Source organism: Sphingomonas sp. CFBP 8760 (assembly GCF_014841615.1).
In the GTDB taxonomy this organism is placed as follows: domain Bacteria; phylum Pseudomonadota; class Alphaproteobacteria; order Sphingomonadales; family Sphingomonadaceae; genus Sphingomonas.
The window spans coordinates 202928-223485 of record NZ_JACYUG010000002.1 but is presented as its reverse complement, the minus strand read 5'-3'; the positions used below and the strand labels follow the sequence as shown (position 1 = coordinate 223485).

Here is a 20558-nt window from a genome sequence, read left to right as displayed (position 1 = left end):
GTCGATCGGATAACCGACGACGATACCGTCGGCATCTCCATGACACAGGCGAACGCGCCCACGCCCCCGCGACCGGGGGTGACGGCCGGCGAGGAAAGAATGATGACGGACGATTCCGGCGAAGCGGCGATCAGCCGGCGCGGTATTCTGGTGGGCGGGGCGGCGTCGGCGGCGCTGACCGCCCTTCCCGCCCAGGCGCAGACGCCCCCTTCCCAGCCCGCACCGACGATGATGAAGGTCGATCTTCGGGTCAACGGCGCCCGTCGCACGCTGGAGGTCGACACCCGGACCACGCTGCTCGATGCGCTGCGTGAGCATCTCCACCTCACCGGCACCAAGAAGGGGTGCGACCATGGCCAGTGCGGCGCCTGCACCGTGCTGGTCGATGGCAAGCGGATCAATTCCTGCCTCAGCCTCGCGGTGATGCATGAAGGCGATGCGATCACCACGATCGAGGGGCTGGGCACGCCCGACAAGCTGCACCCGATGCAGGCCGCCTTCGTGAAGCATGACGGCTATCAGTGCGGCTATTGCACCCCCGGCCAGATCTGTTCCGCCGTGGCGACGCTGAACGAGATCAAGGCCGGCGTCCCCAGCCACGTCACCCCCGACCTGACGGCCCGGCCACAGGCGACCGGGGACGAGATGCGCGAGCGGATGAGCGGCAACATCTGCCGGTGCGGCGCCTATTCCAATATCGTCGATGCGATGACCGATGTGGCGGGAGCCCGCGCATGAAGCCCTTCACCTACGAACGCGCCACCTCCCCCGCGGCAGCGGCCTCTGCCGCCGCCCGGCCGAACTTGAAGTTCATCGCCGGCGGCACCAACCTGCTCGACCTGATGAAACTGGAGATCGAGGCACCGGCCCATCTGGTCGACGTGAACGGGCTCGGCCTCGACACCATCGCACCGACCGCCGATGGCGGGCTGCGCATCGGGGCGCTGGTCAGCAACACCGACCTTGCCGCCGATCAGCGCGTCCGCCGCGATTATGGCGTGCTGAGCCGCGCCATCGTCGCAGGGGCGTCGGGGCAGTTGCGCAACAAGGCGACGACGGCGGGCAACCTGCTCCAGCGTACCCGCTGCCCGTATTTCTACGACACCAACATGGCGTGCAACAAGCGCAAGCCGGGGTCCGGCTGCGCGGCGATTGGCGGGTACAGCCGCCAGCTCGCGGTGATCGGCGGCAGCGATGCGTGCATCGCGACCTATCCGGGCGATATGGCGGTCGCGATGCGGGTACTGGACGCGAAGGTGGAGACGGTGAACCCGGCGGGCCAGGCCCGGACGATCCCGATCGCCGATTTCCACCGCCTGCCCGGCACCACGCCGCACATCGAAACCGCGCTGGCGCCCGGCGAACTGATCACCGCCGTCACCCTGCCCAAGCCGATCGGCGGCCAGCATTTCTATCACAAGGTCCGTGACCGCGCCTCCTACGCCTTCGCGCTCGTCTCGGTCGCGGCCGTGATCCAGCGTGACGGCACCGGCCGCGTCGCGGTCGGCGGCGTCGCGCACAAGCCATGGCGGGTGGAGGCGGCGGAACCGGCGATGCCGCAAGGCTCGCGCGCCGTCGCCGGCCGGCTGCTGGCGGGCGCGAAGCCCACCGCCGACAACGCATTCAAGGTCCCACTGGTCGAGCGGACGCTCGCCGCGGTGATGGCCGAAGCACGGACCGGGAAGGCATCCGCATGAAGTTCGACACGCCCGCCGGGACCAACCCGATCGATCAGCTGAAGGTCGTCGGCAAGCCCACCGACCGGATCGACGGTCCGCGCAAGACCACCGGAACCGCTCCCTATGCCTATGAGCGGCACGACGTGGTCGCCAATCAGGCCTATGGCTATGTCGTCGGGGCCGGGATCGCCAAGGGGCGGATCGCGTCGATCGACCTGAGCGATGCGAAAGCAGCCCCCGGCGTGATCGCGATCGTCACCGCCGACAATGCCGGCCCGCTGGCCAAGGGCAAGATGAACACCGCAAAATTGCTCGGCGGCCCCCAGATCGACCATTATCATCAGGCGATCGCGGTCGTCGTCGCCGAGACGTTCGAACAGGCGCGCGCCGCCGCCGCGCTCGTCCGTGTCGACTATGCGCGGGGCAAGGGCCGGTTCGATCTCGATGCCGCGCTGACCGCCGCACCGCTCAAGGGCGACAGCAGCGGCGAGGGCAGCAGCGCGCCGCCGATCGAACGGGTCGGCGATTTCGACAAGGCGTTCGCCGCGGCCCCGGTCACGCTCGACGCGCGCTACACCACGCCCGACCAGACCCATGCGATGATGGAACCCCATGCCAGCATCGCGGCATGGGAGGGCGACAAGCTGACGCTGTGGACCTCCAACCAGATGATCGCCTGGGGCAAGGGCGATGTCGCGCTGACATTGGGCATTCCCAATGAGAATGTCCGCCTGATCTCGCCCTATATCGGGGGCGGGTTCGGCGGAAAGCTGTTCGTCCGCGCCGACGCGATCATGGCGGCGCTGGGCGCGAAGGCGGCGGGCCGCCCGGTCAAGGTCGCGCTGACCCGGCCGATGATGGCGAACAACACCACGCATCGCCCCGCGACGGTGCAGCGCATCCGTATCGGCTGCACCAAGGACGGCACGATCACCGCGATCGGGCACGAAAGCGGTTCGGGCGACCTGCCCGGCGGCGGTCCCGAGACGGCGGTGTCGCAGACCAAGCTGCTCTATGCCGGCGCGAACCGGATGACGGCGATGCGCCTCGCCGTGCTCGACCTGCCGGAGGGCAATGCGATGCGCGCGCCGGGCGAGGCCCCGGGCCTGATGGCGCTCGAAATCGCGATGGACGAGATGGCGGAAAAGTTGGGCATGGACCCGGTGGAGTTCCGCATCCGCAACGACACGCAGGTCGATCCCGCCAAGCCGGAGCGTAAATTCTCGCAGCGCAACCTGATCGCCTGCCTGCGCCAGGGTGCGGACCGGTTCGGCTGGGACAAGCGCAATACCAAGCCCGCCCAGGTCCGTGACGGGCGCTGGCTGGTCGGCATGGGCGTCGCCGCCGGGTTCCGCAACAACATGAACATGAAGTCGGCCGCGCGGGTGGGTATCGATCGCAAGGGCATCGTCACCGTCGCCACCGACATGACCGATATCGGCACCGGCACCTACACGATCGTTGCCCAGACCGCGGCGGAGGTGATGGGCGTGCCGATCGACAAGGTCGTGGTGCTGCTCGGCGACAGTTCGTTTCCGGTATCGGCGGGATCGGGCGGACAATGGGGCGGCAACAGTTCGACCGCGGGCGTCTATGCCGCTTGCATGAAGCTGCGCGAGACGGTGGCGCAACGGCTGGGCTTCAATTCGACCGACGTCGAATTCGCGGACGGCAAGGTCCGGGCCGGCAATCGCAGCGTCTCGCTGGCCGAGGCGGCGGGCGATGCCGGGCTGTCGGCGGAGGACGGCATCGAGTTCGGCGATCTCGCCAAAAAGATGCAGCAATCCACCTTCGCCGGTCATTTCGTCGAGGTGGGGGTGGATGCCTGGACCGGCACGGTCCGCATCCGCCGGATGCTGGCGGTATGTGCCGCCGGCCGCATCCTCAACCCGAAGGCGGCACGCAGTCAGGTGATCGGCGCGATGACGATGGGCGTCGGTGCCGCGCTGATGGAGGAACTGGCGGTCGACAAGCGGTTCGGCTTCTTCGTCAACCACGATCTCGCCGGCTATGAGGTACCGGTCCATGCCGATATCCCGCATCAGGAGGTGATCTTCCTCGACGAGGTCGACCCCACCACCTCGCCGATGAAGGCGAAGGGCGTCGGCGAGCTGGGGTTGTGCGGTGTCGGCGGCGCGATCGCCAATGCGATCTACAACGCGACCGGCGTCCGCGTCCGCGACTATCCGATCACGCTGGAGAAGCATCTGGCGAAACTGCCCCGGATCGCCTGAAAATCCCCTTGCCCCGGCCCATCGATCCGGGGCAAGGTGGCGACGTTCCTCCCCGGACCCATCATCGTTCGCGCCAACGTGCGCGATCGATCAGACGTGACAGGAGTGGACGATATGCCGATGGTCGATCGCGCGAGATTGCGCATGGCGGAACCCCTGGTCCGCTTCGTCGAGGAACGCGCGCTGCCGGGTACCGGGATCGACCCCGCCCGTTTCTGGTCCGGCATGGCCGCGATCCTGGCGCGGTTCGCGCCGGAAAACGCCGAATTGCTGCGCCTGCGCGACGATCTGCAAACCCGGCTCGATGGTTGGCATGACCGCCGCGCCGGCCAGCCGATCGACCAGCCCGCCTATCAGGCATTCCTGCGCGACATCGGTTATCTGGTCGATGAGCCCGCCGCCTTCACGGTCGATCCCGCCAATGTCGATGCGGAGGTGGCGACGCTGGCGGGTCCGCAACTCGTCGTGCCGATCCTGAATGCGCGGTTCCTGCTCAACGCCGCCAATGCGCGCTGGGGCAGCCTGTACGACGCGCTCTACGGGACAGATGCGATTCCCGGCGTCGCGGCCGGCCCGGACTATGATCCGGTCCGGGGCGCCGCGGTGATCGAATGGGCGAAATCCTTCCTCGACCGCGCCGTGCCGCTGGCGGCGGGATCGTGGCGCGACTGGACGGGTGATGCGCCCCTGTTGGCGGATCCGGCGCAACTGGCCGGGCGGGCCGGCGACAACTGGCTGTTCCGCCACCACGGCCTGCATATCGAACTGGTCGTCGACCGCACCCACCCGGTCGGCCGCACCGACCCCGCCGGGCTGGCGGACGTGATCCTCGAATCCGCGCTGACCGCGATCGCCGATCTGGAGGATTCGATCGCGGCGGTCGATGCGGCGGACAAGGTCGCCGCCTATGCCAACTGGCTGGGCCTGATGGCGGGCACGCTGGAGGCGTGCTTCGCGAAGGACGGCCATGCCGTCACCCGTCGGCTCGCCGCGGACCGCGCCTATACCGCGCCCGACGGCACCGGGTTCACCCTGCCCGGCCGCAGCGTGATGTTCGTGCGCAACGTCGGCCATCTGATGACCACCCCGGCGATCCGCCTGCCCGATGGCGCGGAAGCACCGGAGGGGATCGTCGACGCCATCGTCACCAGCCTGATTGCGCTCCACGACGTCAAGGGCCCCCGCGCCAACAGCCGCGCCGGATCGATCTACATCGTCAAACCCAAGATGCACGGGCCCGCCGAGGCGGCCTTCACGGATCGGTTGTTCGATGCGGTCGAGGACCTGCTGGCGCTGCCCCGCCACACGATCAAGATCGGGGTGATGGACGAGGAACGCCGCACCTCCGCCAATCTGGCCGCCTGCATCCAGGCGGTCCGTCACCGGATTGTGTTCGTCAACACCGGGTTCCTCGACCGGACGGGCGACGAGATGCACAGCGCGATGCGGGCCGGCCCGATGATCCGCAAGGGCGCGATGAAGACGGCGGACTGGATCGCCGCCTATGAGGATCGCAACGTGCAGATCGGCCTCGCCTGCGGCCTCGCCGGCCGGGCGCAGATCGGCAAGGGGATGTGGGCGGCGCCGGACCGGATGGCGGACATGCTGGCGCAGAAGGGCGCGCATCCGGCATCCGGGGCGACCACCGCCTGGGTCCCCTCCCCGACCGCCGCGACGCTGCATGCGACGCATTACCACGCCATCGACGTCGCCGCGCGCCAGTCCGCGCGTGCCGGCGAACCGGTCGCGTCGCTGGACCGGCTGCTGACGATCCCCGTCGCCGCCACCCCGCCTTCGCCCGACGAGGTGCGCGAGGAACTCGACAACAACGCGCAGGGCATCCTCGGTTATGTCGTTCGCTGGATCGATCAGGGCATCGGCTGTTCGAAGGTGCCCGACATCCACGATATCGGCCTGATGGAGGATCGCGCCACGTTGCGCATCTCGTCGCAGCATATGGCGAACTGGCTGCTCCACGGCATCGCCACCCCGGCGCAGGTCGACGATGCGCTGCGCCGGATGGCGGCGAAGGTCGACGCCCAGAATGCGGGCGATCCCGCCTATCGCCCGATGGCGGGGAACGAGGCAGGCAGCATCGCCTTCCGCGCCGCCCGCGCGCTGGTGTTCGAGGGGCTGGACCAGCCGAACGGCTATACCGAACCGCTGCTCCACCGCTTCCGCGCGGAACGCAAGGCGACCGATACCGCCATGCATCGGGCGGCCGCCTGATGCCGCTTTACGACATCGATGGCCGCCGCCCTTCGCTCCCCGACGACGGATCGGCCTGGATCGCACCGTCCGCCGACGTGATCGGCGACGTCCGCCTCGGCGCGGATACCAGCATCTGGTTCGGCGCGGCGATCCGGGCGGACAACACCACGATCCTGATCGGCGATCGCACCAATATCCAGGAAGGCGCGGTGCTGCATTCCGATCCTGACAGTCCGCTGACGATCGGCACGGGCTGCACGGTCGGCCACCGCGCGATCCTGCACGGCTGCACGATCGGCGACAACGTGCTGGTCGGCATGGGCGCGACGGTGCTGAACGACGCGGTGATCGGCGACGATTGCCTGATCGGGGCGGGCGCGCTGGTGACGGAGGGGAAGGTCTTCGCCCCCGGCAGCCTGATCGTCGGCGCCCCCGCCCGCGCCGTCCGCACCCTGTCGCCCGACGCCATTGCCCGCCTGCGCGCCGCCGCCGATGGCTATGCCGCCCGTGCGCGCATCTATGCCACCGGCCTGACCCGCATCGACCAGTGATCGGGTTTCCATCGAATAATCTTGTATTATAAGTTCCCCGCGCCATGCTGAACCCAAAGGCGATACGGGGAGTGGATGATGGAACGACGCAGCTTTCTGGCCGGACTGGCCGGCGGGGCGGGCATGGCGGCGATGCCGGCGGCGGCGGCGACGCAGGCCGGCGCCGGGCAGGTGCAGCCCGCCGCGACCCTGTCGAGCGGGGCCGAGGACCGCGCCTATATGGCGGCGCTCGCCGAGCGGATGGCGACACCGATCCTGTCACGGATGGCGCGCGGGCGGTTGCAGCGTGAATGGACGCCCGAACTCAGCCCCAACTGGGACGGCCGCGACCCCAAGGTGTCGTATATGGAGGCGTTCGCGCGGCTGATCGACGGCATCGCGCCCTGGCTCGCGCTGCCCGACACCGATGACGCCGAAGGTCGCGTCCGCCGCACCCTGCGCGAACAGGCGGTGCAGAGCTTCATCCACTCGGTCGATCCCAAAAGCCCCGACCGGCTGGGCTGGGAGGGCCATGGCCAGGCGCTGGTCGACAGCGCCTATTTCACCAGCGCGTTGCTGCGCGCGCCGGCGGCGTTGTGGACGCCGCTCGATCCCGCCACCAAGCGCCGCATCGTCGAGGTCATCAAGGGCCTCCGCCGCGTCTCGCCCCCCTATCAGAACTGGCTGCTGTTCGCCTGCATGAACGAGGCGTTCCTGTTCTCGATCGGCGAGGACTGGGACCCGATGCGGGTCGACCTGACGATCAAACTGTTCGCCGGCGACTGGTATCTGGGCGACGGCTGGTACGGCGACGGCGCCAGCTTCCACTTCGATTACTACAACAGCTACGTCATCCACCCGATGATGGTGCAGATCATGGAGACGATCGCGAAGGGAAAGACGAACTTCAACAACCTGAAACCGGCCGAGGAGCAGGCCCGCGCGCTGAAGCGGATGCAGCGGTTCGGCGAGCATCTGGAACGGATGATCGGGCCGGACGGCGCCTATGCCGCGATCGGCCGGTCGCTGACCTATCGGATCGCCGCGCATCAAGTGCTGGGCGTGCTGGCGTGGCGCGGCTGGCTGCCCGATACGCTGCCGCCCGCACAGGTGCGCGCCGCGACGGCGGCGGCAGCGCGACAGGTGTTCGGCACCGCCGGTGGCTTGCGCAATTTCGACGATCGCGGCTTCATGCAGATCGGCTTCACCGGCCACCAGCCGGCACTGGGCGACTGGTATTCGAACGCCGGCAGCATGTACATCGCATCGGAAGGGCTGGTGGCGCTGGGGCTGCCGGCCAGCCATCCCTACTGGTCGCAGCCGGGCCAGCCCTGGACGATGCGGCGCGCCTATGCCGGCATGGATTTCCGCAAGGATTATCCGGTCAGTTATTGACGGGCGACGGGTAAGCGCATTTCGCGCGTGACGGCGGCGGCGGATCGGGTAAACCTTCGGCAAACAGGGGATATACCGCACCGTGAAGCACCACGCACTGACCGCCATCGGCCTTTGCCTCGCCGCCGGCCAGCTTCTGGCGCAGACCGCGCCACCGCCCGCCGACAAGCCCGTGCAGCGGACGCAGGCGCCCGAGGATCAGGCGACCGCGCCCGTACCCGACCCCGCCGGTGCGCTGCCCCCGCCGGCGCCCGCCGCCACGGCCACCCCCGTCGCGCCGGCCGCTGCCACGAAGAAACCGGCCGCCTGGGACGTCAACCGTCCCACGGGCCTGCGCACGCGCGAGGTGCCGATCCGGGTGGACGAAGGCAGCTGGATGAACGTCGACGTATCGCCCGATGGCCGCACGATCGCGTTCGACCTGCTCGGCGACATCTACACTATGCCGATCGGTGGCGGCACGCCGACCCGGATCGCCGACGGCCTCGCCTTCGAACATCAGCCGCGCTTCTCGCCCGACGGGCGGCGCATCGCCTTCACCTCGGATCGCGGCGGCGGCGACAATATCTGGGTGATGAACGTCGACGGCTCCGACAAGCGGCAGGTGACGAAGGAGGATTTCCGCCTCCTCAACCAGCCGACCTGGAGCCCGGACGGCCGCTTCATCGCCGCCAAGAAGCATTTCACCACCGGCCGTTCGCTCGGCACCGGCGAAATCTGGCTCTACCACGTCTCCGGCGGCGGCGGCGTCCAGCTGGTCAAGCGCGCCAGCGAGGTGCTGCAGAAGGAACTGGGCGAACCGATCTACGCCGCCGACGGCAAGAGCATCTTCTACACCCGCAACGTGTCGCCGGGGCCGATCTTCGAATATGCGCAGAACTCGCGCACCGATTTGTTCGACATCGAACGCTACGACATCGATACCGGCGAGGTGACGACCGCGGTGTCGGGCGTGGGCGGATCGGTGCGGCCGACGCCGTCGCGCGACGGGAAACGGATCGCCTTCGTCCGGCGCGAGGACAATGTCAGCAAGCTGTGGGTGAAGGACCTCGCCACCGGGGTCGAACGCGTCGTCTACGGCCCGCTCGACCGCGACGTGCAGGAGACATGGGCGGTTACCGGCGTGTACCCCAATCTGGCGTGGACGCCGGGTGACGGCGCCATCGTGTTCTGGGCGGGCGGCAAGCTGCGCCGGGTATCCCCGGACGGATCGGGCGCGGCGGTGATCCCGTTCCGGATCGACGACACCCGCGTGATCGTCGACGCGGTCCATCCGCAGGTCGCGGTCGCCCCCGATCGCTTCGCCACGAAGATGCCGCGCTGGGCCAGCGTATCGCCCGATGGCCGTACCATCGTGTTCGAGACGCTGGGCAAGCTGTGGACCAAGTCGGCGACCGGCGGCACCGCCACCCGCCTGACCCGTGGGTCGGACGAGCTGGAACTCTATCCCAGCTGGTCGCGTGACGGCCGCCAGATCGCGTTCGTCGGCTGGACCGATGCCGGGCTGGGCCAGGTCCGCACCGTCGCCGCCGGCGGCGGATCGCCCCGCACGGTGACGACGGTGGCCGGCACCTATCGCCGCCCGCGCTTCTCCCCCGATGGCAGGACGATCGTGTTCGAACAGGGCGAGGGCGGCGGGTTGACCGCACCGCGCGGCAATCCCGGCACCGGCGCCTATCGCGTCGCGGCGACCGGCGGCGCGCCGGTGCAGATCGCCCGCGACGTCGCCTCGCCCCAGTTCGGCGCGGGTAACGACCGCGTGTTCCTGATGGCGAACGACAAGGGCAAGCGCCAGCTGGTCAGCACCGACCTGACCGGGCAGGACCGCCGCGTCCATGCCTCCGGCGAACTGGTCAACGACTACCAGATCTCCCCCGCCGGGGATTACATCGCGTTCCGCCAGAATTACGAGGCGTTCGTGATGCCGCTGCTGCCCGGCCGGCAGGCGGTGGAGACGGATGCGAAGGGTGGCCCCCTGCCCGTCACCCGTGTCAGCGGCGACGGGGCTGACTTCATCAATTGGTCGAACGACGGCCGCCGCATCCACTGGAGCGCCGGGCCGACCTTCTACACCACCGATACCGCCGCGCTGTTCCGCACCGCCCCGGCGGGCGAGGACGCGCCGAAGTTCGCGGCACCCCGCACCGGCATTTCCCTGTCGATGGATATCGCCGCGGCCAAGCCGACCGGCACCGTCGCGCTCACCGGCGCACGCGTCGTCACCATGGCGCGGGCGGACGGCGGCATCCTCGACGACGCCACCATCCTGATCCGGGGCGACCGCATCGTCGCGATCGGACCGCGCGGCACGGTGACGATCCCGGCCGGCACGAAGACGATCGACGTCACCGGCAAGACGATCATCCCCGGTCTGGTCGATGCCCATGCCCATGGGCCGCAGGGCGACGACGAACTGGTGCCGCAACAGAACTGGTCGGCGATGGCGAACCTCGCCTTCGGCACCACCACCCTCCACGACCCCTCGTCGCGATCGGCCGAAATCTTCCCGGCGGCGGAGATGCAGCAGGCCGGGATGGTGCTGGCCCCCCGTACCTTCTCGACCGGCGAGATCGTCTATGGCGCCAAGGCGCCCGACGTTTACGCGCAGATCGACAAGTACGAGGACGCGCTGGCCATCATCCGCCGGCTGAAGGCGCAGGGCGCGCACAGCGTCAAGAACTACAACCAGCCGCGCCGCGAACAGCGCCAGATGGTCGTCGCCGCCGCGCAGGCCGAGAACATGGAGGTGGTGCCGGAGGGCGGCTCGCTGTTCACGCTGGACATGAGCCTGGTGCAGGACGGCAATTCCACGGTCGAACACAATGTCCCGCTCGACCGGTTCTACGCCGATGTCGTGGGCCTGTGGTCGCAGACCACGGTCGGATACACGCCGACGCTGGTGGTGGCCTATGGCGGGCCGGCGGGCGATCCCTACTGGCGCGCGCACAGCGATGTGTGGCGGCATCCGCTCCTCACCCGTCACGCCCCGCCCGCGCTGCTCGCCGCGCAGAACGCCCGGCGCGAGATCGCGCCCGAAAGCGACTATGTCGACGGGACGACCGCGCGCGAGGCGAAGAAGCTGGCGGACAAGGGCGTACCGGTCGCGATCGGCGCGCATGGCCAGCAGCCGGGCCTCGGCGCGCATTGGGAATTGTGGAGCTTCGTGCGCGGCGGCTTTACCCCGGTCGAGGCGTTGCGCGCGGGCACCATCGCGGCCGCCACCTCGCTCGGCTATGCGAAGGACGTCGGCTCGCTGGAGGTGGGCAAGCTGGCCGATCTGGTCGTGCTGGACGCCGATCCCACGGTCGACATCCGCAACAGCGACAAAGTGGCGCAGGTGATGCTGGGCGGCCGCCTGTACGACGCGGCGACGCTGAACGAGGTGACGACCGGCACCCGTCGCCGCCTGCCCTATTGGTGGGAGAATGGCGGCAGCGGCACCACCAGCGGCACCGGCGCCAAGATGACGACCGGCCACGGCTTCGGCCACGGCGATATCGACTGACCGACGCCCCTCCCCCGTGGGGGAGGGGTAGTCAGGCGGACGGAAACCGCACCACCACCACCGTCCCCCGCTCGGCATCCTCCAGTTCCACCGTCGCGTTCAGCCGCGCGGCGGCGGAGCGGACGATCGCCAGTCCCAGCCCGCTGCCCTCCGGGCTGCCCGCCGCGCCGAGCCGCACGAACCGCTCGAACGCCGCATCGCGGTGGCCGGCGGGAATACCCGGCCCGTCGTCCGCGACGATCATCAGCGTCGCCGTGTCTATCGCCGCCAGCCGCACCGACACCGTGCCGCCCCGGCGATTATAGCGGATGCCGTTGTCGATCAGGTTGGACAGGATCTCGAAGATCAGCGTGCGATGCCCCGGCACGACCGGCCGTTCGTCGCCCTCCAGCGTCAGCTCGACCCCTGCCTCGACGGCCTGTGCGAACAGCCGGGTGATGACCGCGCTCGCCACCTCGCGCAGGTCGACCGCCTCCAGCGGGGCAGACACCCCCGCCTCCTCCGCGCGCGCCAGCGCGAGCAGTTGCGTCACCAGCCGTTCCAGCCGCGTCACCGCCTCCGCGATCTCGTCCAGCGCCTCGGCCCGCTCCCCGCCCGATCCGCGCCGCGCCAGCGCCACCTGCACTTTCAGCACCGACAGCGGCGTGCGCATCTGGTGCGAGGCATCGGCGGTGAAGCGCCGCACCCCGCCGGTCGCACTGTCCAACTGCGCCAGCAACCGGTCGAACGCCTGTGCCAGCGGGCGCAGTTCGCTGGGCAGCGGCCCCGCCTCCAGCGGCGAGAAGTCGGGCCGCGCCCGCTCGTCGCGCGCCTCCACCGCGCCGCGCAACCGGGCGAGCGGGCGGAGGCTCCACCCCAAAGCGGGCCGCAGCAGCAGCGCCGCCGCACCGACCAGCACGCATTCGCCGATCAGCAGCGCGATCATCAGCCGCCGGTTGAGCGCCCGGCGGTTGTCCAGCGTCTCGGCGATCTGGATCACCACCGGCCGATCGATCCGGGGCAACGCGCGGCGCACCTCGGCGATGCGGATGTCCTGATCGCGGTAGCGCGCGAACCGATAGCGGGGCACGTCGACCGCCAGCGTGGCCGGGTCGGGCGCGGACAGATCGGCATAACCGGTCAGCAACTCGCCCCCCACCGCGATCCGGTAGTAGACATTGTCGCGCTCGCCATTCTCCAGCATCCCGAACGCGGCGGCGGGCAGGTCCAGCGTCACCTCGCCGCGCTCCACCTGCACCGTCTCCGCGATCGCGCCCAGCGCGCCGCCCAGCACCCGGTCGCTGGTCCGCCGCACCACATCGGCGATCAGCGTCGCGCCGACCAGCCCGATCACCACCGCCGCCAGCAGCAGCGGCCCGACCATCGCCACCAGCAGCCGCGTCCGCAGCGCGGGCGTCCGGGTGTCACCCGGCATCGAGCATGTACCCGACCCCGCGCACCGTGCGGATTTCCGGACCGTCGGGGGCCAGCTTGCCGCGCAGCCGCGTGACGTGCACCTCGATCGCGTTGCCGCCGACCGGCTCGTCGAAGCCGAACACCTCGCCGATCAGCAGTTCGCGCGGCACCACCCGCCCCGCCCGCGTCGCCAGCGCCTCCAGCACCGTCCGCTCGCGCCGCCGCAGGTCGAGCGTGCGGTCGCCCACCTTGGCCTCGCCGCTCGACCGGTTGATCGTCAGCGTGCCCACGCCCAGCACCGGCAGGGGATCGCCGCCCCGTCGCCGGCCCAGCGCCCGCACCCGTGCCTCCAGCTCCTCCGGCTCGAAGGGTTTTCGCAGATAATCGTCCGCGCCCAGATCCAGCCCGCGCACCCGGTCGTCCAGCGCATCGCGCGCGGTCAGCATCAGCACCGGCACCCGGTCGCCGCGCTCGCGCAACCGCGCCAGCACGGTGAAGCCGTCGATATCGGGCAGGCCCACGTCGAGGATCACCACCGCATAGGGTTCGCCCGCCACCACCGCCAGCGCATCGCGACCCGTAGCGACATGGTCGACCGCATGGCCCCCCGCCCGCAACAGGGCGGCGATGCCGCGGGCCAGCGCCGCGTCGTCCTCGATCATCAGGATACGCATCGCCGTACCTTCGCATGGGCCGGACCCGCGTGAAAGGCTGCTGACAGCTTGGCCGCCTATCCCGCCGACAAGCCCATCCGAGCGGAGACGCGGAGGGCGAGGAGAGATGCCGATGCCGACCCCCGTTTCCCGTATCAGGCCGATCACGGCGATGATGGCGATGGCCGTGACGGTCACGCCCGCGCTGGCGCAGCGGCCCGCCGGCTATCCGCGTTCCTACGACCAGCTGATCGCCGACGCCCGGGCGGAACGGCAGGTCCGCATCTACGCCAATGCCGACCGGGCGGAGATGATGCCGGTCGTCGCCGCCTTCCGCCGCCGCTATCCCGGCATCACCGTGCTGTACGCCGATCTCGGTTCCACCGAGATCTATCGTCGCTTCGTCACGGAGACGCGGGCGCGCCGCCCGTCCGCCGATCTCGTCTGGTCGTCGGCGATGGACCTGCAGGTGAAGCTCATCAACGACGGCTTCGCACAAGGCTATGCCAGCCCGGAGAAACCGGCGCTGCCACCGACCGCGGTCTGGAAGAACATGGGCTTCGGCGTGACGGCGGAGCCGATCGGCATCGTCTACAACAAGCGGCTGGTGCCGGCCGCCCGCGTGCCCCGCACCCATGCCGCACTGGAGTCGCTGCTCCGGCAGCAGCGCCCGTATTTCACCGGCCGGGTGACGACGTTCGATCCGGCCCGCTCCAATGTCGGCTATCTCTACCTGTCGGAGGATTTCGCCACCACCCGCGACACCCGGTCGCTGCTGGAGGCGATCGCGGCGACGAAACCCGTCCTGTCGCTGACGACCGGACCGATGCTGCGCGCGGTCGCGGAGGGGCGGCAGGCGATCGCCTATAACGTGATCGGCTCCTACGCGCTGGAGCGGGCGCGTACCGATCCGCGCATCGGTGTCGCCTTCCCGCGCGACTATACCATCGTCACCTCGCGCATCGCGTTCGTCGCGCACGATGCGGCGCATCCCGCCGCGGCCAAGCTGTTCCTCGATTTCCTGCTGTCGCGCGAAGGGCAGACGCTGCTCGCCGCGCGCAGCCTGTGGCCGGTGCGCACCGACGTGCGCGCCCGCCGCCTGCCGTCTGCCCAGACCCGGCCGATCCGGGTCGGCCCGCAGCTTCTCGTCAACCTCGACCGCGTCAAGCGCCAGCGTTTCCTGCGCGACTGGACCGCGATCCTCGCCACCGGAGCCCAACACCGATGACCCTCTTCCGTACCGGCTGCGCCATCGTGGCGCTGATCGCCGCCACCCCGGCGCTGGCCCAGACGCCGACCGATGCCGATCTGGCCGCGCTGGTCCGCGCGCAGGCGGCCGAGATCGCGGCGCTTAAGACCCGGCTCGACCGGCTGGAGGGCGCCGCCACCGTCGCGCAGGCCGATCCCGCCCGCGCGGTCGATCCCGCTGCGCCACAGGTCGCAACGGCGGCACCGGCTCCCGCTACGCCGGCGACGCAAGTCGCGCAGTCCGGCCAGTCGCGGCGCACCGAACCCTTCGCGCCGCAACTCGCGCCCCCCGGCCCCGCCGACCGCGACGTCGGCCGCGCCATCGCCGCGCGCGACAATCCGTCCGGCCTCACCACCGAATGGGGCGCGGGCCTGCCCGTCTTCCACTCGGCGGACGGCGTCTACACCTTCAAGCCGCGTGGCCGCATCCTGACCGATGTCAGTTCCAGCTTCGGGTCGAAATATGACGGCCGCAACATCACCACCACGGGGATGCGCGCGCTCCGCCTCGGCCTCGAAGGCGGGGTCGGCACGCACTTCTTCTACCAGTTCGAATCCGATTTCTCCGAGAACGAGGTCGATGTCGTCACCGCGTTCGTCGGCTGGCGCGAACGGATCAGGCCCGGTCTCGACTGGGATGTACGCGCTGGCCACCTGTTCAACGATCGCAGTTTCGAAGGCTCGACGGGGTCGGATTCGACACCGTTCCTCGAACGCACCACCGTCGCCACCGCGATCATCCCGCAGCGCGGCTTCTACGGCATCGGCGTGATGCCGCGCCTGTTCTGGAAGACCGGCCACGCCTCGGTCACCCTCACCGGCGACCGGATCGACGGCGTGCAGAATGTCGGCGACAGCCGCACCGTGCTGGCGCGCGCGCACTGGAACCCGATCAAGACCGATACCGGCGTGCTCCACCTCGGCGCCTGGGGCTTCGACGAATCGCTGTCCTCGGTCGCGACCACGCTGACCCGCAACACCGTGATCGGCGGCCGCTTCAACGGTGCGCTCCGCGTCGGCAGCGGCACGCTGACCGGCGGCACCGGCACCACCGGCTACGGGATCGAGGTCGGCGGCTATCGCGGGCCGCTGTGGGTGATGGGCGAGGCGGGCCGCCGCAACGCGCGGCTCGATGCCGGCCGTCCCGATTTCGTCAGCAAGGCGTGGAGCCTGTCGGGCGGTTTCTTCCTGACCGGCGACTTGCCGCCCTACAACCCCCGCCTCGGCAGCTTCGGCCAGCCGCAGGTGCTGAAGCCCACCTTCGACGGCGGCGTCGGCGCGATCGAACTGACCGCCCGCTACGAGAATCTGGATTACACCAGCCTGCTGACCGGCGGCGAGGGCTGGGCCGCGACGCTGGGCGTCAACTGGTACCTCAACAGCTTCACCCGGTTCCAGGTGAACGCGATCCGGTGGAACACCGACAATCGCGCCGGCGCCTTCACCGGCGACGACAGCGGCCAGACGCTCAGCGCGCGCGTCGGCGTCACCTTCTGATGATCTCCCCTTTCCGCCCTTTTGTAAGGACGATGCGATGAATCTCGCCCTGCTCGGCTTCCTGATGGTCGCCACGTTCATGACCCTCATCATGACGAAGAAGATGACGCCGCTGGTCGCGCTGATCGTCATCCCCTCGATCTTCGGCGTCTTTGCCGGTCAGGCCGCCGGCCTCGGCCCGATGATGATCGACGGGATCAAGAACCTCGCCCCCACCGGCGTCATGCTGCTGTTCGCGATCCTGTTCTTCTCGACCATGACCGATACCGGCCTGTTCGATCCGCTGGTCGGCCGGCTGATCCGGCTGGTCCATGGCGACCCGATGCGCATCCTGATCGGCACCGTGGTGCTGTGCGCGCTCGTCAGCCTCGATGGCGACGGGTCGACGACGTACATCATCACGATCGCCGCGCTGCTGCCGCTCTACAAGCGGTTCGACATGAACCGGCTGTACCTCGTCTGCCTGCTGATGACGACCAGCGGCATCATGAACCTGACGCCGTGGGGCGGTCCCACCGCCCGCGCCGCCAGCGCGCTGAAGCTCGATCCCGCCACGCTGTTCCTGCCGCTGATCCCCGGCATGATCGCGGGCCTCGCCTTCCTGATCGGCCTCGCCATCTATTTCGGCCGCAAGGAACGGCTGCGGATGGGCGAGGCGGGGATCACCGCCAGCGACGAATTCACCGGCATGGCGGTGTCACAATATCCCGAGGCGCGTCGCCCGAAGCTGATCTGGTTCAACGCCGCCCTCGTCGTCACGCTGCTGACGCTGCTGGTATGGGGCATCCTGCCGCTGTCGGTGCTGATGATGATCGCCTTCGCGATCGCGATGATCGTCAACTATCCCGGCGTCGCCGACCAGAAGGAGCGGATTTCCGCCCATGCCGGCAACGTGCTGGCGGTGGTCTCGCTGATCTTCGCCGCCGGCATCTTCACCGGCATCCTCGGCGGCACCGGCATGGTGGAGGCGATGAGCAAGGCGGTGGTCGGCGTGATCCCGCCGGCGATGGGGCCATACATGGCGCCGATCACCGCCGCGCTCAGCCTGCCCTTCACCTTCTTCATCTCCAACGACGCCTTCTACTTCGGAATGCTGCCGATCCTCGCCGAAGCCGGCGCGCATTACGGCGTCGCGCCGGAGGCGATCGCGCGGGCCTCGCTGATGGGCCAGCCGGTCCACCTGCTCAGCCCGCTGGTACCCTCCACCTATCTGCTCGTCAGCCTCGTCGGCATCGATCTGGCCGATCACCAGCGATTCACGCTGATCCCCGCCACGCTGGTCTGTCTGGTGATGACGCTGGTCGGGATGATCGCGCTGGCCTTCCCGTTCGTCGCCTGACCTGCCCGTGAAGGACCCTGCCGCCATCCTCCGCTTCCTCGCCGCGCTCGGTGTCGGTGCGGCGGGTGGCGTGTTGTTCCGGTCGATCGGTGCCCCCCTGCCCTGGGTGCTGGGTTCGATGGCGGCCTGCGCGGCGGCCAGCATCGCCGGCCTGCCGGTCGCCGCATCCTCGGCGGCGCGGCGACCGATGGCGGCGGTGATCGGGGTGGTGCTGGGCAGCAGCTTCCGCCCCGACCTGTTCGGTCAGGCACGCGACTGGATCGTGCCGCTGATATTGTTGCCCGCCTTCCTCGCCAGCGCCGCGTTCGTCTGCGTCACCTATTTCCGGCGGGTCGCGAAGTTCGATCCGGTCACCGCCTATTTCGCCGGGATGCCGGGCGGCATCGCCGAGATGGTGGTGATGGGGTCCGAACGCGGCGCGGACGAGCGGACGATCGGGCTGATCCACGGCGCGCGCATCTTCCTCGTCGTCTTCACCCTGCCCTTCCTGATCCGCCTCGTCGCCACGCCCGTGGCACCGCCCGCCGCCGCGACCGTCGTCCACGGCGATGTCGCGAACCTCGCGCTGCTCGGCTGGTCGGTCGGCTGCGTCGTGGTCGGCCTCGCGCTCGGGCGGTTGCTGCGGCTGCCGGCGTGGCACCTCGTCGGGCCGCTCGCGGTATCGGCGGTCGTCCATGCCACCGGCATCGCCGATTTCCGCATCCCCGCCTGGGCGCTTGCCGCCGCGCAGGTCGGGCTGGGCGCGACGATCGGCTGCCGCTTCGTCGGTATGACGATCCGCGCGCTGTTCCGCACTCTGCTGCTCGCCGCCGGATCGACGGTGCTGCTGCTCGTCCTCACCGTCCTGTGGGCGGTCGGGATCGCCGCGGCGACCGGGCTCGATCCGGTGCTGCTCGTCCTCGCCTATTCGCCCGGCGGGCTGGCGGAGATGAGCATGGTCTCCCTCAGCCTCGCGCTCGAACCCGCCTTCGTCATCGTCCACCACCTGACCCGGGTCGTGCTGGTGCTGATCGGTGCCCCCTTCGCCTTCCGCCCGCCCCCTTCGCCCTGATCGCTTCCGGAGACCTCGCATGGACCGTTCCCCCACCCCCCTCGTCCTGCTCCCCGCCATGGGGTGCGACGGGCAGCTATGGGCGCGCCAGATCGTCGATCTGTCCCGCCTCGCCCAACCGGAATTCGGCGACCTGTCGCGCGACGATACGCTGGACGGCATGGCCGCGCGCGTGCTGGCCGATGCGCCGCCGCGCTTCGCGGTCGCGGGCGTCAGCCTTGGTGGATACGTCGCGATGGAAATGGTGCGGCAGGCGCCCGACCGGATCACCCGCATCGCCCTGTTCGGCACCCGCGATTCGATGGACATGCGCCCCCGCACGGTGAGCGGTCAGGGGATGCTCGCCACCGCGCCCCATGCCGATCCCCGCCTGTCCGCGATCGTCAGCGGTCCGGCACAGGCGATGGCGGACCGGGTCGGCCCCGCCGTATTCGAACGCCAGCAGCGCGCCCTGCTCGCCCGCCCCGACATCAGCGACGCGATCGCCGCGATCCGTGTGCCCGCGCTGGTCGCGGTCGGTGATCGCGACCGTATCTGCACGCCGGACGATGCCCGCGCCCTCAGCGCCCGGATCGCCAGCGCCCGTTTCCACCTGCTGCGATCATGCGGGCACCTCGCCCCGATGGAACGGCCGGGCGAGGTGACCGCGCTGCTGCGCGACTGGCTGACCCATGGCTGACCGGGTCAGTCGGTCCACCCGGCATCGAGCATCGCACAGAGCAGATCGGCATAGGACCATCCGTCCGCCCGCGCGGCGATCGCCGACAGGCAATCCTGATCGTCGCGGCCCGGCCGCCCCGGTCCGGTCATGTTCGGCTTCATGTTCAGATCGAACAGCCTGAACCTGCCGTCCCCGCCGGCGCGACAGTCGATCCGGATCGCCGCCCGCGCCTCGACCAGCGCGGCGGCGCGGACGCACGCGGCGATCACCGCCCGCACCGGTTCCTCTGCCAGCCGTTCCGTGCCGATCGCCGCGCTGTTGCGGGTCACCGGCACATCACCGTTATAGGGCGCGACGCCGTTGCGCTGATCGAACCGTCGTACCGGCCGCAACGCCCAATGGGCATCGCCGCGTTCGCCGGAGGGCAGCGGCGATCGTAGCGGCATGACGGTGACGGTCGTCTCCTCGCCCGCCAGATATTCCTCCACCATCAGCATGTCGCCGAACGTCGCCTCGTCCAGCAATCGCGCCGCCGCGGTGCGCAGCGCCAACAGGTCGTCGACCAGCGTCACGCCCTGACTGCCCCGGCCGCGCACCGGCTTCACGATCACCGGAAACGACAGCGCCATGCCGGGCAGGTCGTCCAGTCCCCGTACCCCGTCCCGCGCGGTGGCGGACAGCAGGAACGACGCCGCCACCGGCAGGCCGGCCGCCGTCAATGCCCGGTTGGTATCGAACTTGTCGTCGAACCGCTGCATCGCGGCCGGCGTCTGGCCGACGATGCCGACCCGGCCGATCACGTCTTCCAGCGGATGCCCCTCGAACAGCACCGTGTTCGCCCACAACATGCCCGCCCCCGCCGCCAGCGCGGCGGCGATGCCCGCGCCGGTATCGGGGAATACCCAGTCCAGCGCCCGCGCCGGATCGGGGTTCGCCACCGGAGTCACCACCGCCCGCCCGGCGTCGCGCAACGCCACCGCGATATCCGCGCCGCCATCGGAATATCCGCCCGGCTTGGCGTCCTTGCGCAGCCCGTCGATGATCGGCGGCGGCAGCGCCTGATAGAGGATGGCGACCGGTGTCGACGTCAAATCCTTATCTCCCAAACGGTTAATGGCATCATCGTCTATGAACCCGCTGGGTGGCGATGCAACCCGGCG

At 69.8% G+C, this 20558-nt stretch carries 15 protein-coding genes; 12 read left to right on the top strand and 3 right to left on the bottom strand.

Features of this window, described 5'->3' with window-relative positions:
• Nucleotides 1-102: 102 nt before the first annotated feature.
• From paoA to IFT82_RS03900, 7 genes are all read left to right on the top strand, one after another.
• Nucleotides 103-738: an aldehyde dehydrogenase iron-sulfur subunit PaoA gene (gene paoA / locus IFT82_RS03930; protein ID WP_192124732.1), complete on the top strand. Its 636-nt coding sequence runs from the start codon at nt 103-105 to the stop codon at nt 736-738.
• Nucleotides 735-1697 carry an FAD binding domain-containing protein gene (locus IFT82_RS03925; protein ID WP_192124731.1) on the top strand — a complete coding sequence of 321 codons (963 nt, stop codon included), beginning with the start codon at nt 735-737 and terminating at the stop codon, nt 1695-1697. Before paoA ends, IFT82_RS03925 begins: the two co-directional genes overlap by 4 nt.
• Nucleotides 1694-3913: an aldehyde oxidoreductase molybdenum-binding subunit PaoC gene (gene paoC / locus IFT82_RS03920; RefSeq protein ID WP_192124729.1), complete on the top strand. Its 2220-nt coding sequence runs from the start codon at nt 1694-1696 to the stop codon at nt 3911-3913. Before IFT82_RS03925 ends, paoC begins: the two co-directional genes overlap by 4 nt.
• A gap of 120 nt (nt 3914-4033) precedes the next feature.
• Entirely contained in the window at nt 4034-6142 is a 2109-nt protein-coding gene (locus tag IFT82_RS03915) for a malate synthase G (RefSeq protein ID WP_192125082.1), read from the top strand.
• The gene (locus IFT82_RS03910; RefSeq protein WP_192124727.1) at nt 6142-6675 is read left to right on the top strand and encodes a gamma carbonic anhydrase family protein; all 534 of its coding nucleotides are present in this window, start codon (nt 6142-6144) and stop codon (nt 6673-6675) included. Before IFT82_RS03915 ends, IFT82_RS03910 begins: the two co-directional genes overlap by 1 nt.
• A 75-nt stretch (nt 6676-6750) precedes the next feature.
• The gene (locus IFT82_RS03905) at nt 6751-8049 is read left to right on the top strand and encodes a DUF2264 domain-containing protein (RefSeq protein WP_199860315.1); all 1299 of its coding nucleotides are present in this window, start codon (nt 6751-6753) and stop codon (nt 8047-8049) included.
• 82 nt (nt 8050-8131) lie between these two features.
• The gene (locus IFT82_RS03900; protein ID WP_192124725.1) at nt 8132-11554 is read left to right on the top strand and encodes an amidohydrolase family protein; all 3423 of its coding nucleotides are present in this window, start codon (nt 8132-8134) and stop codon (nt 11552-11554) included.
• Nucleotides 11555-11585: 31 nt separating this feature from the next.
• Here IFT82_RS03900 and IFT82_RS03895 read toward each other — a convergent pair whose 3' ends face one another.
• The gene (locus tag IFT82_RS03895; protein ID WP_192124723.1) at nt 11586-12968 is read right to left on the bottom strand and encodes a sensor histidine kinase; all 1383 of its coding nucleotides are present in this window, start codon (nt 12966-12968) and stop codon (nt 11586-11588) included.
• Nucleotides 12958-13623, bottom strand: coding sequence for a response regulator (locus IFT82_RS03890; protein ID WP_192124721.1), 666 nt, complete (start codon nt 13621-13623; stop codon nt 12958-12960). The genes IFT82_RS03895 and IFT82_RS03890 overlap by 11 nt, the downstream gene beginning before the upstream one ends.
• 112 nt (nt 13624-13735) lie before the next feature.
• On the opposite strand from IFT82_RS03890, the gene IFT82_RS03885 reads away from it, so the two are divergent.
• From IFT82_RS03885 to IFT82_RS03865, 5 genes are read left to right on the top strand one after another with little or no spacing between them, the layout of a single operon-like run.
• Nucleotides 13736-14830 carry an ABC transporter substrate-binding protein gene (locus tag IFT82_RS03885; protein ID WP_244646474.1) on the top strand — a complete coding sequence of 365 codons (1095 nt, stop codon included), beginning with the start codon at nt 13736-13738 and terminating at the stop codon, nt 14828-14830.
• Nucleotides 14827-16347 carry an OprO/OprP family phosphate-selective porin gene (locus IFT82_RS03880; RefSeq protein ID WP_192124718.1) on the top strand — a complete coding sequence of 507 codons (1521 nt, stop codon included), beginning with the start codon at nt 14827-14829 and terminating at the stop codon, nt 16345-16347. Before IFT82_RS03885 ends, IFT82_RS03880 begins: the two co-directional genes overlap by 4 nt.
• 37 nt (nt 16348-16384) lie before the next feature.
• Entirely contained in the window at nt 16385-17686 is a 1302-nt protein-coding gene (locus IFT82_RS03875; protein WP_192124716.1) for a CitMHS family transporter, read from the top strand.
• A gap of 7 nt (nt 17687-17693) precedes the next feature.
• Entirely contained in the window at nt 17694-18737 is a 1044-nt protein-coding gene (locus IFT82_RS03870) for an AbrB family transcriptional regulator (RefSeq protein WP_342355038.1), read from the top strand.
• A gap of 19 nt (nt 18738-18756) precedes the next feature.
• Complete coding sequence (locus tag IFT82_RS03865) at nt 18757-19416, top strand: alpha/beta fold hydrolase (protein WP_192124714.1); 660 nt, start codon at nt 18757-18759, stop codon at nt 19414-19416.
• Between the two features lie 5 nt (nt 19417-19421).
• On the opposite strand, the gene IFT82_RS03860 is transcribed toward IFT82_RS03865, so the two are convergent.
• Nucleotides 19422-20489, bottom strand: a complete 1068-nt coding sequence (locus IFT82_RS03860; RefSeq protein WP_192124712.1) for a biotin carboxylase — start codon at nt 20487-20489, stop codon at nt 19422-19424.
• Between the last annotated feature and the right edge of the window lie 69 nt (nt 20490-20558).